The following is a 17,357-nucleotide window of genomic DNA, read 5'->3' on the forward strand; positions in this document are numbered from 1 at the left end:
GCCTTAATTCATATTTCATTCATTTTTACACCCTTTAAACTGGTTAAACTCACAGGCTTAAGGATCGCCGTTCGATCCAGAGGACACCCTATTGCTACCGGAGAGCGCTTAACAACATGAAGACCAAACGACCTTCCCGCAGGATCCTGCTTATTCTGATCGTCGCGGCCTGTGCAGTGGGTGGCTACATCTGGTGGCACAGTCAGCAGGCAGCCTCGCCGCCGAACGCAGAGCATGCCAGGCAGGCGGGAGCCGGTGGGAAAGGCGAAGGTGGCCATCGCGGCGGCAGCGGCGCGCCCACGCCGGTGCAGGCGGCAGAAGCCGTCAGACAAAGTGTGCCGCAGTATCTGGCCGGCCTGGGCACCGTTACCGCGACCAATACGGTCACCCTGCGCAGCCGCGTCGATGGCACGCTGATGGCGCTGCACTTCACCGAAGGGCAGCAGGTGGAGGCCGGACAGCTGCTGGCGGAGATCGACCCGCGACCTTATCAAATTGCGCTGATGCAGGCGCAGGGGCAGCTGGCAAAGGACCAGGCGACGCTGGCTAACGCCCGCCGCGATCTGGCGCGCTATGAATCCCTGGTCAAAACCAACCTGGTATCACGTCAGGAGATGGACGCGCAGCGTGCGCTGGTCAGTGAGACCCAGGGCACGCTAAAGGTAGATGAAGCCAGCGTCGCCAGCGCTCAGCTTAATCTCACCTACAGCCGCGTGGTGGCCCCCATCTCGGGCCGCGTTGGCCTGAAACAGGTGGATGTGGGCAATATGATCGCCAGCAGTGATACCACCGGGATTGTGGTGATTACCCAGACTCACCCTATCGACGTGGTGTTTAGCCTGCCCGAAAACGACATCGCTACCCTGCTAACCGCGCAGAAAAGCGGCCTGCCCGTTCCGGTTGAAGCCTGGGATCGCACGAACAGCAGGCTGCTGACCCAGGGCAGCCTGCTGAGTATGGATAATCAGATCGATGCCACCACCGGCACGGTGAAGCTGAAAGCGCGCTTTAGCAACAGCGATGACAGGCTGTTCCCCAATCAGTTTGTTAACGCCAGGCTGAAGGTCAATACGCTGGAGGATGCCATCGTTATCCCGACCGCTGCGCTACAGCTGGGCAACGAGGGCAATTTCGTCTGGGTGGTAAACGCTGAGAGTAAGGTCAGTAAAAAGCAGGTTTCCGTCGGGATGCAGGACAGTCACAGCGTGGTGGTGAAGGCCGGGCTGGATGCCGGAGAGCGGGTGGTCACCGACGGCATTGACCGTCTGAAAGAGGGTGCACAGGTTGAGGTCATTGCACCGCAGGCTACCTCCGGCACCCCGACCAACAGCGTGCTGCCCGCAGCGGGAGCAGGTGTCTGATGCAGGTGATGTCCCCTAATCCGGGCGGCGGCCCGTCGCGCCCGTTCATATTACGCCCCGTCGCCACCACCCTGCTGATGGTGGCTATCCTGCTGGCTGGCATCCTTGGCTATCGCGCCCTGCCCGTTTCAGCCCTGCCGGAGGTCGATTATCCGACCATTCAGGTGGTCACGCTCTACCCCGGTGCCAGCCCGGACGTGGTGACCTCGGCGATCACCGCCCCGCTGGAGCGCCAGTTCGGCCAGATGTCGGGCTTAAAACAGATGTCTTCCCAGAGCGCCGGGGGGGCATCGGTAGTAACGCTTCAGTTCCAGCTTACCCTGCCGCTGGACGTGGCCGAGCAGGAGGTGCAGGCGGCGATCAATGCCGCCACCAATCTGCTGCCGAACGACCTGCCTAATCCACCGGTTTACAGCAAAGTTAACCCGGCCGATCCGCCGATTATGACCCTTGCGGTCACCTCCACTAGCATGGCGATGACCCAGGTTGAAGATATGGTGGAAACCCGCGTGGCGCAAAAGATCTCTCAGGTCTCCGGCGTCGGGCTGGTCCCCCTGGCGGGCGGGCAGCGTCCCGCCGTGCGCGTAAAGCTGAATGCTCAGGCCCTGGCGGCGCTGGGGCTGGACAGTGAAACCATCCGCACCGCCATCACCAATGCCAACGTTAACTCGGCTAAGGGGAGCCTGGACGGCCCGGAGCGCGCGATAACCCTTTCCGCCAACGATCAGATGAAATCTGCCGAGGATTATCGCCAGTTGGTCGTCGCTTACCAGAAGGGCGCACCGGTTCGCCTTGGCGACGTCGCCAGCGTCGTGCAGGGTGCCGAAAACCGCTGGCTCGGTGCCTGGGCCAACCGGCAGCCCGCCATTGTGCTGAATATTCAGCGCCAGCCTGGGGCAAACATTATCACCACCGCCGACAGCATCCGTCAGATGCTCCCCGCGCTCACCGCCTCGCTGCCAAAATCGGTGGAGGTCAGGGTTCTCACCGACCGCACCACCAATATCCGCGCCTCGGTTCACGACGTGGAGTTTGAGCTGATGCTCTCCATCGCGCTGGTGGTGATGATCATCTACCTGTTTCTGCGCAACGTCCCGGCCACGCTGATCCCCGCCGTGGCGGTGCCGCTGTCGCTCATCGGCACCTTCGCGGTGATCTGGTTCCTCGGCTTTTCGATCAATAACCTGACGCTGATGGCGCTCACGATCGCCACCGGCTTCGTGGTGGACGACGCCATCGTGGTGATTGAAAACATCTCCCGCTATCTCGAAAAGGGTGAAAAGCCGCTGGACGCGGCGCTCAAAGGGGCCGGAGAGATCGGTTTTACAATTATTTCGCTGACCTTTTCGCTGATTGCGGTGCTGATCCCACTGCTGTTTATGGGGGATATCGTCGGCAGGCTGTTCCGCGAATTCGCCGTCACCCTGGCGATCTCGATTCTTATCTCGGCGGTGGTCTCGCTGACCCTGACCCCGATGATGTGCGCGCGCATGCTCAGCGCAGAATCACTGCGAAAACAGAACCGCTTCTCGCGCGCCAGCGAGGCGATGTTTGATCGGGTGATTGCCGCGTATGGCCGCTTACTCCGCCGGGTCCTGCATCACCCCTGGCTGACGCTCACCGTGGCGCTGAGCACGCTGGCCATCACCGTCCTGCTGTGGATCGCCATTCCTAAAGGATTTTTCCCGCTCCAGGATAACGGCATTATTCAGGGGACACTCCAGGGGCCACAGTCGGTTTCCTGGAGCAATATGGCCCAGCGGCAGCAGCAGGTTGCCTCAATCATCATGAAGGATCCGGCGGTACAGAGCCTGACCTCCTTTGTGGGCGTTGATGGAACCAATCCCGCGCTTAACAGCGGTCGACTGCAAATAACGCTTAAACCGCTCAGCGAGCGCGACGATCGTATTCAGGCGGTCATTGCGCGTTTGCAGCGCGATATTGCCGGGTTGCCAGGCGTGACTCTTTATTTACAGCCGGTACAGGACCTGACCATAGATACCCAGCTCAGCCGGACCCAGTATCAGTTCAGCCTGCAAACGGGATCGCTGGAGGCATTAAGCCTGTGGGTACCGAAGCTGGTGGAAACGCTCTCCGCCCTGCCGCAGCTTAAAGACGTCAGCAGCGACTGGCAGGATCAGGGGCTGGAAGCCTATATCCGGGTGGATCGCGACAGCGCCAGCCGCCTCGGCATTACCATGGCCGACGTGGATAATGCGCTCTATAACGCGTTCGGCCAGCGGCTGATTTCCACCATCTATACTCAGTCCAGCCAGTACCGGGTGGTGCTGGAGCACAACACCACCGAAACGCCCGGTCTGGCAGGCCTGGACGGCATCCGTCTGAAGAATGCGTCGGGTGGTACCGTGCCGCTCAGCGCCATCGCGCGCGTTGAGCAGCGCCACGGGGCCTTAAGCATCAACCATCTGGATCAGTTCCCCTCCACCACCTTCTCCTTTAACGTTAGCGACGGTTACTCGCTGGAAGAGGCGGTGAACGCCATCAGTCAGGCGGAACGAAATCTGGCGATGCCATCCGATATCATCACTCACTTCCAGGGCAGTACCCTGGCCTTCCAGGCCGCCCTGTCGGGAACCGTCTGGCTGATTGTGGCCGCTATTGTGACGATGTATATCGTGCTGGGCGTGCTGTATGAAAGCTTTATTCACCCGATCACCATCCTCTCCACGCTGCCGACGGCGGGGGTCGGTGCGCTGCTGGCGCTGCTGATCAGCGGCAGCGAGCTGGACGTTATCGCCATCATTGGCATTATTCTGCTGATCGGCATCGTAAAGAAAAACGCCATTATGATGATCGACTTCGCGCTGGCGGCGGAGCGTGAGCAGGGTATGCCCCCGGGTGAGGCCATTTATCAGGCCTGCCTGCTGCGCTTTCGACCGATTCTGATGACCACGCTGGCCGCGCTGCTGGCCGCGCTGCCGCTGATGCTCAGCACCGGCGTGGGGGCCGAACTGCGCCGCCCGCTGGGCATTGCCATGGTGGGAGGACTGATCGTCAGCCAGGTGCTGACCCTGTTTACCACGCCGGTTATCTATCTGCTGTTTGACCGTCTGGCGCACGCCCTGCGTCGCCGCTTCCGGCGGGAGGCGGCAGAATGAGGTTTTTTGCGCTGTTTATTCACCGTCCGGTGGCGACAATTCTGCTGACCCTTGCTATTACCCTGGCGGGGATACTGGGTTTTCGGCTGCTGCCGGTCGCCCCGCTGCCGCAGGTGGATATTCCGGTGATCATGATTTCCGCCTCGCTGCCCGGCGCCTCACCGGAAACCATGGCGTCGTCGGTTGCCACGCCGCTGGAGCGGGCGCTGGGCCGCATCGCGGGGGTCAGCGAAATGACCTCCACCAGCTCGCTGGGCATGACGCGAATTATCATGGTGTTTGATTTCGACCGGGATATTAACGGTGCCGCGCGCGACGTACAGGGTGCCATCAACGCCGCGCAGAGCCTGCTCCCCTCCGGGATGCCTGATCGTCCCCGCTGGCGCAAGATCAACCCCTCCGATGCGCCGATTATGATCATGACGCTCACCTCGGACAGCTGGTCGCAGGGCAAGCTGTATGACTATGCCTCGACCCAGCTGGCGCAAAAGTTGTCGCAGATTGAGGGCGTCGGTGACGTCACGATTGGCGGCAGCTCCCTCCCCGCCGTGCGCGTGGACCTCAATCCGCAGGCGTTGTTTAATCAGGGCGTGTCGCTGGATGCGGTACGCACCGCCATCGCTAACGCCAACCAGCGCAGGCCACAGGGGGCCGTTGAGGATGCCGATCGGCGCTGGCAGCTCAAAACCAATGATGCGCTGCAAACCGCCGCTGATTACCGGCCACTGGTTATTCACTATAACAATGGTGCGGCGGTGCAGCTTAAAGACGTGGCGAACGTCACCGATTCGGTACAGGACGTGCGTAATGCCGGTATGGCCAATGCGCGCCCCGCGATTCTGGTGCTGATCCGCAAGCTGCCTGACGCTAACATCATCGCCACGGTTGACCGCATCCGCGCCGAAGTGCCCGAGCTGCGCAACCTGATCCCCGCATCCGTCGAACTGAATATCGCGCAGGATCGCTCCCCGACCATCCGCGCATCGCTGGCGGAGGTTGAGCATTCGCTGGTCATCTCCGTCGGGCTGGTGATCCTCGTGGTGTTCCTGTTCCTGCGTTCCGGCCGCGCCACGCTAATTCCCGCCGTTGCCGTACCGGTCTCCCTGATTGGCACCTTCGCGGCAATGTACCTGTGCGGCTTCAGCCTGAACAACCTGTCGCTGATGGCGCTAACCATCGCTACCGGTTTCGTGGTGGATGACGCCATTGTGGTGCTGGAAAATATTTCACGCCACGTTGAAGCGGGAATGAAGCCGCTGCAGGCGGCGCTACAGGGCGTGCGCGAGGTCGGCTTTACCGTGCTGGCGATGAGCCTGTCGCTGATCGCCGTGTTCCTGCCGCTGCTGATGCTCGGCGGGCTGATCGGCCGCTTCTTCAAAGAGTTTGCGGTTACCCTCTCGGTGTCGATTGCGATCTCGCTGGTGATATCCCTGACGCTGACGCCGATGATGTGCGCCCGCCTGCTGCGCACCCGCACGGCAGACCCACAGCCGCGCAAAACGGGCATCGGCAGCCTGCTGCTGCGTCTGCAGCAGGGGTACGGTCGCTCACTGAGCGTTGTGCTCAACCATGCGCGCTGGACGCTGCTGGTCTTCCTCGCCACCATCGGCCTGACGGTTTATCTTTACGCGACCATTCCGAAGACCTTTATGCCCGAGCAGGATACCGGGCGGCTGCTGGGCTTTATTCAGGCCGACCAGAGCATTTCTTTTCAGGCAATGCGCGACAAGCTGGCGGATTTTATGACTATCGTCCACGCCGACCCGGCGGTCGAAAGCGTGATGGGCTTCACCGGGGCCGCCGGGACCAACAGCGGGGCGATGTTTATTTCGCTTAAGCCGCTCAGCGAGCGCACCGAAAGCGCCCAGGCGGTGATTGCGCGGCTGCGGGTGAAGCTGGCGAAAGAGCCGGGGGCCAGCCTCTATCTGATGGCAGTGCAGGATCTCCGGGCGGGCGGGCGCGAGTCCAATGCCGGCTATCAGTATACGCTGCTCTCCGACAACCTTGACGACCTCAGGCAGTGGGAGCCAAAAATTCGCCAGGCCTTTAGCACGCTGCCGCAGCTGGCAGATGTGAATTCCGATCAACAGGATAACGGGGCAGAAATGGCGCTGACCTACGACCGGGAAACCATGGCGCGTCTTGGCATCGACGTTTCAATGGCCAACGATCTGCTAAACAACGCGTTCGGCCAGCGGCAGATTTCCACCATTTACCAGCCGCTGAATCAGTACAAGGTGGTAATGGAGGTGGATCCGCGCTACACCCAGGATATCGGCTCGCTGGATTTAATGTACGTGGTGAACAGCAGCGGAAAGGCTATCCCTCTCTCTTACTTTGCCCACTGGCTACCGGCCAATGCCCCGCTGTCGGTCAACCATGAGGGGCTGTCTGCCGCCTCGACCATTTCATTTAACCTGCCCGAAGGCGTCTCCCTTTCTCAGGCCTCTGCCGCCATCGAACGCAGTATGACCTCGCTGGGCGTCCCGGCCAGCGTTCGCGGCAGCTTTGCCGGAACGGCGAAGGTCTTTGAGCAGTCGCAGAGCAGCCAGCTGTGGCTGATCCTGGCGGCCATCGCCACGGTCTATATTGTGCTGGGCATCCTCTATGAGAGCTACGTTCACCCGCTGACCATTCTTTCCACCCTCCCCTCAGCGGGCGTGGGGGCGCTGCTGGCGCTGGAGCTGTTTGGTGCGCCGTTCAGCCTGATTGCGCTAATTGGCATCCTGCTGCTGATTGGGATTGTGAAGAAGAATGCCATTATGATGGTGGACTTCGCCCTGGAGGCCCAGCGCAGCGGCGAGCTTAGCGCCCGTGAGGCGATATTCCAGGCCAGCCTGCTGCGCTTCCGGCCCATTCTGATGACCACCCTTGCCGCGCTGTTTGGCGCCCTGCCGCTGGTACTCACGTCCGGTGACGGCGCGGAGCTGCGCCAGCCGCTGGGCATTACCGTGGTGGGGGGGCTGATAGTAAGCCAGCTATTGACGCTTTACACCACGCCGGTGGTCTATCTCTATATGGATAAGCTGCGCCGCAAGAAGCGTCCGGGCGCACAGGGGGCTGCCGCCTCTGCCCTCAGCCGTGATTCAGGAAGCCAGTAGCGAATGGATACCCTTCCCCGCGAGGTGCGCTGGCAGCTGTGGATCGTTGCCGTCGGGTTTTTTATGCAGACGCTGGATACCACCATCGTCAATACCGCCCTGCCCTCAATGGCGCTGAGCCTGCATGAAAGCCCGCTGAATATGCATTCAGTGGTGGTCTCTTATGTGCTGACGGTAGCAGTAATGCTGCCGGTGAGCGGCTGGCTGGCTGACCGTTTTGGCGTGCGAAACGTCTTTTTCAGCGCCATTATCCTGTTCAGCCTGGGTTCGCTGCTCTGTGCCATGGCCACCTCGCTGGATCAGCTGATTGCGGCGCGCATTATTCAGGGCATTGGCGGCGCGATGATGGTACCGGTGGGACGCCTGACGGTAATGAAGCTGGTGCCGCGCGAACAGTATATGGCGGCGATGACCTTCGTTACCCTGCCCGCCCAGGTCGGCCCGCTGATCGGTCCGGCACTCGGGGGTCTGCTGGTACAGTACGCCAGCTGGCACTGGATTTTCCTTATTAATCTGCCGGTCGGGCTGGCTGGCGCCATCCTCACCCTGCGGCTTATCACCAACGCCTCACTTCAGCCGCGGCCCTTCGATTTTATCGGTTATCTCCTGCTGGCGGTGGGCATGGCCACCCTCACGCTGGCGATGGATGGCCCGCGCGGGCTGGGCAACGCTCCGCTGCTGCTCTGTCTCTCAATGCCGATCGGACTCTTTTCGCTACTGTTCTATCTCCTGCACGCCCGGGGTAATGAGAAAGCGTTATTCAGCCTGCGGCTCTTTTCGCAGCCGGTCTATGCCATCGGCCTGCTGGGCAGTTTGACGGGGCGGATTGGCAGCGGCATGCTGCCCTTTATGACGCCGATTTTCCTCCAGGTAGGCATGGGCTATACCCCTTTTCATGCCGGGTTGATGATGATCCCGATGGTGCTCGGCAACATGGGCATGAAGCGCATCGTGGTTCAGATTGTCAGCCGTTTCGGCTATCGCAACGTGCTGACAGGCGCAACGCTCGGCCTGTCGCTGGTCGTGATGCTCTTCCCGGCGGTGGCCCTGCTGGGCTGGAGCCTGCTGCTGCCGGTGGTGCTGTTTCTACAGGGGATGGTAAACGCCATCCGCTTTTCGGCCATGAACACCCTGACGCTGAAAACCCTGCCGGACGATCTGGCCAGCAGCGGTAACAGCCTGCTGTCGATGGTGATGCAGCTCTCAATGAGCATCGGCGTCACCCTCGCCGGGTTGCTCCTGGGCGCGTTTGGTCAAAGCGCGCAGGTCGACACGCCGGTAATGCATCAGGCTTTTATCTATACCTGGCTTTGCGTGGCAGGCATTATTGCGTTACCGGCGCTGGTGTTCTGGCGGGTGCCGACAGATGTGAGTGAAAATGCGCGGCTAGATCGCAGGAGGAGATCGTGATGTTCACGAAGTTACGTATCGGCATAACCGCCAAGCTGTTTGCCGCAATATTTTCAACCTGCCTGCTGGTGGTGGCAACCATGCACCTGGGGGTACGGCTCAGCTTTGAGCATGGCTTTATTGACTATATCAAGAAAGGCAACGAGCAGCGGCTGGTGATGCTGAGCGATGCGCTCTCCGATCAGTATGAGCAGCACGGCAACTGGGATTTTCTTCGCCATAACAACAAGCTGGTCTTCCAGATCCTGCACTCGCTGGAGCAGAACCCGGATGCCAGCACTCACCTGCCCCCGCACGGCTGGCGAACGCCGTTCTGGATTATCGATCAGCAGTATCACGTGATGATTGGCCCACGCGGACCGATACCGCCGGAGGGCACGCGCCGCAATATCACCACCAGCGACGGGCATATTGTCGGCTGGGTCATTGGTTCGCCGCCGGAGCGGCTGACCCGCAGCGCCGATATCAACTTTGAACAGCAGCAGAAACGCACCAGCTGGATTATCGTTGGCCTGACCATGCTGCTGGCAGCGCTGGTCACCTGGCTGATGTCGCGCGGACTGCTGGCTCCGGTCAAACGGCTGGTGGAAGGTACGCACCGCCTGGCGGCCGGGGATTTTTCCAGCCGCGTACAGGCCAGCAGCCGCGACGAACTGGGCCGGCTGGGGCAGGACTTTAACCGACTGGCCGGTACGCTGGAAAAAAACGAAAGCATGCGCCGCGCCTTTATGGCCGACATCTCCCATGAGCTGCGCACCCCGCTGGCGATTCTGCGCGGCGAACTGGAGGCGATACAGGACGGCGTGCGTCAGCTGACGCCGGCATCCATCGTCTCGCTACAGGGAGAAGTGGCTACCCTCACCAAGCTGGTGGATGATGTCCATCAGCTCTCGCTCTCGGATGAAGGGGCGCTGGCCTATCGCAAATGTAAAACTGACCTGGTGCCGCTGCTGGAGCTGGTCGCGAGCAACTTCACCAGCCGCTTCAGCGCGCACGGCCTGACTCTGACGCTCCGGCTGCCGGAGCAGGCCCCGCTGTTTGGCGATCCCGATCGGCTGATGCAGCTGATGACCAACCTGATTGAGAACAGCCTGCGCTACACCGACGCGGGCGGCGGCCTGACCATCAGCGTCAGCAGCCTGCCGGGCCAGCGAATTGTGCAGTTTGAGGACACCCCTCCCGGCATTACCGACGAGCAGCGCCAGCAGATATTCGCGCGTTTCTACCGCGCCGAAAGTTCGCGCAATCGCGCCAGCGGCGGCTCGGGCCTGGGCCTGGCTATCTGCCAGAATATTGTTGAAGCGCATGATGGCCGCATTATGGCCGATCACGCAGATGCGGGCGGCGTGAAAATTACGGTACACTTACCCTATCATGATAACTGAACCCTCTTCCCCGCAGGATGCTATGAATCAGGAACAGCAAGACCCGCTAATTTTAGTGGTTGAAGACGAGCCTAAACTGGGCCAGCTGCTGGTGGACTACCTACAGGCAGCCAATTACCGCACCCATCATATTTTGCGCGGCGACGAGGTGCTGGAGTGGGTAAGGCGCACGCCCCCCGATATGATCCTGCTGGATCTGATGCTGCCCGGCGTTGACGGCCTGACGCTGTGCCGCGAGCTGCGCCGCTTCACCGAGCTACCGATTATGATGGTCACCGCCAAATCTGAAGAAATTGATCGCCTGCTCGGGCTTGAAATTGGGGCGGATGATTATATCTGTAAGCCCTTCAGCCCGCGCGAAGTGGTGGCGCGGGTCAAAACTATCCTGCGACGCTGCCACCGTACGCCAGAAGAGATCCAGCAGGCCTCCCTGCTGGTGATTGATGAAGGCCGCTTCCAGGCCAGCTGGAATAACAGCATGCTGGATCTGACGCCTGCTGAATTTCGCCTGCTAAAGACGCTGGCCCAGGCCCCGGGGCAGGTCTTCACGCGCGAGCAGCTGCTTAATCAGCTGTATGATGACTATCGGGTGGTGACCGACCGCACCATTGACAGCCACATCAAAAATCTGCGCCGCAAGCTGGAGGCGCTTGACGCCGATCAGCCGTTTATTCGCGCGGTTTACGGTATGGGTTACCGCTGGGAAGCGGATGCGGGCCGTTTGATCTGACCCCTGTGGCCTGACGCCAGGTTGACGCGCAACCTTTGATCTGGCGCCATTTACATTACCCCCTCCAGCTTTTACAATCCCCGCACATTTTGTCAGGCCATCCAACAGGCGGCCCGACGCCGCTTTCCCGACGAATTTCTGACCTCAGACTGGATCCAACCATGTTCAAACCGGAACTGCTTTCCCCTGCCGGTACGCTGAAAAATATGCGCTACGCCTTCGCGTACGGTGCAGACGCAGTGTATGCGGGCCAGCCACGCTATAGCCTGCGCGTGCGCAATAATGAATTCACCCATGAAAACCTGGCCATTGGCATCAGCGAAGCGCACGCACAGGGTAAAAAATTCTACGTGGTGGTCAATATTGCGCCGCACAATGCCAAGCTGAAAACCTTTATTCGCGATCTGCAACCGGTGGTGGCGATGGGGCCGGATGCGCTGATCATGTCCGATCCCGGCCTGATCATGCTGGTGCGCGACGCGTTTCCGCAGATGGACATTCACCTGTCGGTACAGGCAAATGCGGTGAACTGGGCCACGGTTAAATTCTGGCAGCAGATGGGGCTGACCCGGGTGATCCTTTCGCGCGAGCTGTCGCTGGAAGAGATTGCTGAAATTCGCCAGCAGGTACCGGAGATGGAGCTGGAAATATTTGTCCACGGTGCGCTCTGTATGGCCTATTCCGGCCGCTGCCTGCTCTCTGGCTATATCAATAAGCGCGACCCAAACCAGGGAACCTGCACCAACGCCTGCCGCTGGGAGTATAAGGTGCAGGAAGGCAAAGAGGATGAGACGGGCGCTATCGTACATCAGCATCAGCCCATTCCGGTGCGCAACGTGGAGCCGGTGCTGGGCGAGGGGCAGCCAACCGATAAGGTCTTCACGCTGGAAGAGGCGATGCGCCCGGGCGAGTATATGACCGCCTTCGAGGATGAGCACGGCACCTACATTATGAATTCCAAAGATTTGCGCGCGGTGGCACACGTTGAGCGCCTGACGCAAATGGGCATCCACTCACTTAAAATCGAAGGCCGTACCAAATCCTTCTACTACTGCGCCCGCACTGCTCAGGTTTATCGCCGCGCCATTGATGACGCTGCCGCCGGCAAACCCTTCGACGCCTCGCTGCTGGAAACGCTGGAGTGCCTGGCGCACCGGGGTTACACCGAAGGTTTTCTGCGCCGCCACCGTCATGACAGTTATCAGACCTACGACCGCAGCTATTCGGCCTCTGACAGCCAGCAGTTTGTCGGTGAATTTACCGGCGAGCGTCGCGGCAATTTGGCGCGGGTGGATGTCAAAAATCGGTTCAGCGTGGGCGACAGCCTGGAAATGATGACCCCGCAGGGGAACGTCACATTCAGCCTGGCCGAGATGGAAAATAAAAGTGCGCAGCCGGTGCAGGTTGCGCCGGGCAACGGCCACTTTGTCTGGATCCCGGTGCCGGAAGAGGTCGATCTCGCGTATGCCCTGCTGATGCGCAATCTGGGTGGAACCCCGGCGGTCGCCGCGGAGCAAATTGTTACCTGAGGTAACTTTTATTAGAATCCGGTCACACTCCCCGCTGCGTTAAATCGTTATAATGCGGACTGCTTAAAATGAGTAATTCTAAACAGCAGTATTGACCAGGAACCACCTCTTCAGCCCGTCTGGCTCCCCCCGGCGGGCTTTTCTTTTTTTCAGGTTTCGGACTGCTCCTTATCCCGGCGGCGGCGGATATGCTATAACTGTTACAACTGCGGCCTCTGGCCAGACTGATGAGATAAAAAATATGGATAAACATTCGCTTACGCTGATGATTCTCAACGGCAAAGGTGCGGGAAATATTGCCCTCCGCGACGCTATTGAAACCCTCCGTAAAGAAGGTGTGCCGATAGAAGTCCGGGTGACCTGGGAGTACGGGGATGGTGAGCGCTACGTCAGAGAGGCGGTCGACCTTAAGGCGACCACCGTCGTGGCGGGCGGCGGCGACGGCACGATAAATGAAATCGCTACCGCGCTGGCCGGTCTGGATGCCGCGCAGCGTCCGATACTGGGCATTATCCCGCTTGGCACCGCAAATGACTTCGCCACCAGCGCCGGGATCCCTGACGAAATGGAGAATGCCGTACGCCTGGCCATTGTTGGCAAGGCAACGCCAATCGACCTGGCGCGGGTTAATCAGTCCCGCTACTTTATCAACATGGCCACCGGCGGCTTTGGCGCGCGCATCACCACGGAAACGCCCGCAAAGCTGAAATCGGCCCTTGGCGGCGTCTCCTACTTTATTCACGGCCTGACCCGAATGGATGCCCTGAAAGCAGACAGCTGCGAACTGAGCGGCCCCGACTTTCACTGGCAGGGCGATGCGCTGGTGATTGGCATTGGTAACGGACGCCAGGCAGGCGGGGGGCAGCGGCTGTGTCCTGCGGCGCTGATCAACGATGGCAAGCTGGAGCTGAGTATTTTCACCTCGAAAGAGATCCTGCCCACGCTGCTCAATTCGGTTATCGGCGGTGACGATGAGAACCCCAATATTATCCGCGCCTCGCTGCCGTGGCTGGAAATCACCGCGCCGCATGAGATGACCTTTAACCTGGACGGCGAGCCGCTGAGCGGTACGACCTTCCGCATTGACGTGCTCCCCGGCGTCATTAACTGTCGCCTGCCGCCGTCCTGCGAACTGTTGGCCTGACGCGCGCGGTGTACACCGCTCCCCGTTGTCGCGTAGTCCGGCTGCGCGTGTAACAGGAGCGGGAACAGTAATTTAGCCTGCACGTCTTACGGACAGCCGTTCGCTTATTTCAACGGCTGCCCATAAATATGCGCTGTCAGCTCACGTCGGCAGCCTGCTTATCGCCCCGTCTTTAGCTGTGGCCCTGTTTGATAAAGGTATTGACCACACATTCGGGAACATTCAGACACCCGAAATAATATTATTCAATACCACGGCTATATTTTAAATCCTGACGTCTTTATTTGATTTCCCATCCCCGTAATCTATAAATCTCCCGAAAGTTTATCACCGTAATAATATAGATATTGTTATATAAAACCGCCTTAGGCTTAAGTTGCGTGGTGGCAGAAAATAAAATAGCGCCTACACTTACCCCTTTGCAATAAAACAGGGGAACGATATGAGTAAGAATATTCTAATCACAGGCGCGGGCACCGGTTTTGGTAAAGAAGTGGCATTCAGACTCGCCGCTTCCGGATTTAACGTGATTGCCGCCGTAGAGATCGAAGCCCAGGTTTTCACTCTTAAACAAGAGGCTGCGAAAAAAAATGTGACGCTACGCGTTGAAAAACTCGACATCTCCGATGCCGATGACAGGCTGGCGGCATCCCGCTGGGAGATTGATATTCTGCTCAACAATGCGGGTATTTCTGAAGGAGGCGCGGTTGTCGATATCCCCGAAGAGAACCTGCGTAAGCAGTTCGAGGTTAACGTCTTCGGTACCATCTTACTGACCCAGCTTTTCGCCAGAAAATTTGTGGCAAGAAAGTCAGGCAGGATAATCTTTATGTCATCCGTCGCGGGTATCACCACTGACCCCTTCGCAGGTGCTTATTCTGCCTCCAAGCATGCGCTCGAAGCCTTTGCAGAAGCGCTGAACAAAGAGCTGAAAGAGTTCAATGTTAACGTCGCTACCATTAACCCGGGTCCCATTTTAACCGGCTTTAATGACCGTATGTTTGAAACCTGGCAGCGTTGGAAGAAAGATGAACCCGCCGTCTTTGACTATGCAAAAATTGCCTTCCCACACGAACAGTACGACCCGGAGCATGTCTATGCCCTGACCGTCAAAGTCGTGAAGGAGGAAATTACCCGCTATCGCAACGTTGTCCCCTCTGAATTAGAGGAAGGGACCAAACAGCAGATGGATGCGGTGTGGTCCCGTCAGCAGCATACGGATAGCAAACGCAGTGAAGAGGGCGAAACGGCATACCAGATGTCGCCGGAAACCCCTAACGGCAAATAGCTACTCTGCCACGCTCAGGCGGTTCCCGGGCCACCTGAGCGTCGGGTAGAGCGCCAGCCGGATATTAAACAGGTAAAAAAGTGGGCTAAACAGCCGGATGTCTGCGCGACACAGTGCCTCTGTTTTTATCAGCTGCCGATCCAGCTCGTGAAGCAAATGTTGTGGCGGCTCAAGGTGAATATTCCGCAGCCGCTTTTTAAAATAGTCATTAATTTCTGACATCACCCCATCCGCTTCCACGCCCTTCTCCTTCAGCAGCTGCTGATGGCGAGCATAAAAGTCATAGCAGTTAACGCCCAGCCAGATTTCCGTGATCAAATTTCCGCCCAGCGCCACGCCGGGGCTCGGATCAACCTTATTTCGCGGCAAAATAATATTAATTTTATCTACCATGCTGGCGACATATTGCTGACGTGAGAGCAGCGACGAGGCGTTAATTTTAATTTCCGTCGTAAACTGTAGCAGCTCCTTTATTCCCCGGCGCAATACGCGACGGGCGGACCATGCCGGTCTTTTATTGCGGATAATCGCCGTGACGACAACCGCCAGTACAATCCCCACTACGGTCGAAATTGACGCGTTAATAATCGACAGCAGATCCGGCTTGAGATGATGGGTCATCCCAATAAAGCCAGGGATCTGGGTGGCGATAATCAGCCCGATAAAATTGGTGGAGGGGTTAGCGATGATCAGTCCGAGTACCATCAGGCCAGGTGCCAGGCAGATAATCAGCGCCTCCCAGCTGGTGGCCATCGGAATAAAGATCCCTACGTAGACGATGCTGATAACAATGGCGAACAGCACGCCCTTAAGAAAGACCTTCATTGAGGCAATGGGACTGTCCTGCGAGGCGAAAAAGGAGCAGACCACGGCAGCCATCATTGGCGCGGTCGCACCATCTTTCCAGCCGGTACCTATCCAGAACAGGCAGCCAATCATGGTGGCGGCAAAGGCGGTAAATGAGGAGAGCAGGATCAGACCTTTGTCGGCATGCTTGCGTATCAGCTTAACGCTGCCGCGTTTTTTCTCATTCCCCAGCTGGCTGACGCGTTCTTTGGCCCCGAACCAGGATTCGGCAATGCGCACAAAGTTGAGCAGCCGCTCCATCAGCCCCGTCAGCAGCAACGCCTCTTCCGCACTCATTTCGCCAGCGGCGTACTGCGCCTGGATTTTTTCCTGTGAATCGCCAATATTTTCGCGTATCGCCACGGCACTTGCGCCCTGCTGCGGGCTGTTGAGCCAGCTTAGAAAATGACTAAAGGAGGCACTGACGAAATCAGGAAAGGCAATCCCCTGTTCCGCCAGCAGGCTGAGGCGTTTTTCAATCGCGGTCAGGGTGGGGATCAGATAAGAAAGGTGCTGATACTGCGCGCTGACCAGCCGGATAAGCCTGCGGGCTGAGTCTCCCTCGTAGACGCAGTGGGTAATCAGCGTTTCAACGGCCAGCGGATAGTTCGCCATCTGCACCAGAATATGTTCCCTTTCCGGCGGGCGTTCCTTTGATTCGGTCGTCAGTAGTTCATTGCACAGCTTCTTTGCGCTTTCAAACCAGTTACCGACGCTATTTTCCAGCAGATCGCGCATGCGTACCGGAAAAACCAGCATATGAATCAGGCTGCTGCAAACAATTGCCACGGTAATCTCTTCAATACGCGAGATAACGGTATAGGTAATGGAGAGCGGCGTAGTGACATCGGCAAAGCCCATGATGGCGGCACTGTATCCCGCCAGCATAAAGACGTAGCTTTTTGGCGTTCTGTCATGAAGCGAGAGGTAAAGACAGCAGGCGACCCAGAGCGATACGCTGAGGCTGAACAGCAGCGGATGGGTGACGGTGATCGGGTAGACAAGGAAAATGAAGATGCCGCCCAGCACGGTCCCCAGGAAGCGAAACAGCGCTTTTGACAGGGTGGAGGCGGAGTAGAGCTGTGATATGACGTAAACCGAGACCATGGCCCAGGCGGGCTTATCCAGGTTTAATTCAAGTGCAATATATAACGCTAAAAATGCCGCGACGCAGGTTTTAGCTGCAAACAAAAGCGCATTTTTTGTTAACCATTTCATCGTTTTATCAACGGCTCGCGAAGTGCTAAAACACTATTTTATACTGTCCGGATACAGAGTAGTGTCGTTAGCTGCGCGCAAGTGTGTAACAAAATAATGAAAGGCCAGGTTCCTCCGCCTGCGCACTGAGAACCGTCGGTTCAGGCGCCCGGACGCTGCCGGAATGCACCTCAGGAGTTGGAGATAGCCCGATGAGCTATCTCCCTTTTTTTACTGTCGCAATCCC

Annotated in this window: 10 protein-coding genes; 9 read left to right on the forward strand and 1 reads right to left on the reverse strand. The window is 58.5% G+C overall.

What is annotated here, in order from left to right:
* Nucleotides 1-116: 116 nt before the first annotated feature.
* The 9 genes from A1830_RS16025 (at nucleotide 117) to A1830_RS16065 (ending at nucleotide 15,067) form a co-directional block, all read left to right on the forward strand.
* Nucleotides 117-1,361: an MdtA/MuxA family multidrug efflux RND transporter periplasmic adaptor subunit gene (locus tag A1830_RS16025; RefSeq protein WP_067708505.1), complete on the forward strand. Its 1,245-nt coding sequence runs from the start codon at nucleotides 117-119 to the stop codon at nucleotides 1,359-1,361.
* Nucleotides 1,361-4,480, forward strand: a complete 3,120-nt coding sequence (locus A1830_RS16030; RefSeq protein WP_067708508.1) for an MdtB/MuxB family multidrug efflux RND transporter permease subunit — start codon at nucleotides 1,361-1,363, stop codon at nucleotides 4,478-4,480. The genes A1830_RS16025 and A1830_RS16030 overlap by 1 nt, the downstream gene beginning before the upstream one ends.
* Nucleotides 4,477-7,581 carry a multidrug efflux RND transporter permease subunit MdtC gene (gene mdtC, locus A1830_RS16035; RefSeq protein ID WP_067708512.1) on the forward strand — a complete coding sequence of 1,035 codons (3,105 nt, stop codon included), beginning with the start codon at nucleotides 4,477-4,479 and terminating at the stop codon, nucleotides 7,579-7,581. The genes A1830_RS16030 and mdtC overlap by 4 nt, the downstream gene beginning before the upstream one ends.
* 3 nt (nucleotides 7,582-7,584) lie before the next feature.
* Nucleotides 7,585-8,991, forward strand: coding sequence for a multidrug transporter subunit MdtD (gene mdtD / locus A1830_RS16040; protein ID WP_067708515.1), 1,407 nt, complete (start codon nucleotides 7,585-7,587; stop codon nucleotides 8,989-8,991).
* On the forward strand, nucleotides 8,991-10,376 hold the full coding sequence (baeS, locus tag A1830_RS16045; RefSeq protein ID WP_067708519.1) for an envelope stress sensor histidine kinase BaeS: 1,386 nt from the start codon (nucleotides 8,991-8,993) through the stop codon (nucleotides 10,374-10,376). The genes mdtD and baeS overlap by 1 nt, the downstream gene beginning before the upstream one ends.
* 22 nt (nucleotides 10,377-10,398) lie before the next feature.
* A complete protein-coding gene (gene baeR, locus A1830_RS16050; protein WP_067708524.1) occupies nucleotides 10,399-11,106 on the forward strand; it encodes an envelope stress response regulator BaeR in 708 nt (235 codons plus the stop codon).
* Between the two features lie 161 nt (nucleotides 11,107-11,267).
* Complete coding sequence (yegQ, locus tag A1830_RS16055; RefSeq protein ID WP_067708527.1) at nucleotides 11,268-12,635, forward strand: prephenate-dependent tRNA uridine(34) hydroxylase TrhP; 1,368 nt, start codon at nucleotides 11,268-11,270, stop codon at nucleotides 12,633-12,635.
* Between the two features lie 241 nt (nucleotides 12,636-12,876).
* Nucleotides 12,877-13,779 carry a lipid kinase YegS gene (gene yegS / locus A1830_RS16060; protein ID WP_067708530.1) on the forward strand — a complete coding sequence of 301 codons (903 nt, stop codon included), beginning with the start codon at nucleotides 12,877-12,879 and terminating at the stop codon, nucleotides 13,777-13,779.
* 442 nt (nucleotides 13,780-14,221) lie between these two features.
* Nucleotides 14,222-15,067 (forward strand): SDR family oxidoreductase, encoded by an 846-nt coding sequence (locus tag A1830_RS16065; protein WP_067708533.1) that lies wholly within the window; start codon nucleotides 14,222-14,224, stop codon nucleotides 15,065-15,067.
* Here A1830_RS16065 and A1830_RS16070 read toward each other — a convergent pair whose 3' ends face one another.
* Entirely contained in the window at nucleotides 15,068-17,131 is a 2,064-nt protein-coding gene (locus A1830_RS16070; protein WP_067708536.1) for an FUSC family protein, read from the reverse strand. It abuts the gene before it with no gap.
* Nucleotides 17,132-17,357 lie beyond the last annotated feature (226 nt).

Origin of the sequence: Erwinia sp. ErVv1, assembly GCF_900068895.1 — a bacterium.
Classification (GTDB): domain Bacteria; phylum Pseudomonadota; class Gammaproteobacteria; order Enterobacterales; family Enterobacteriaceae; genus Erwinia.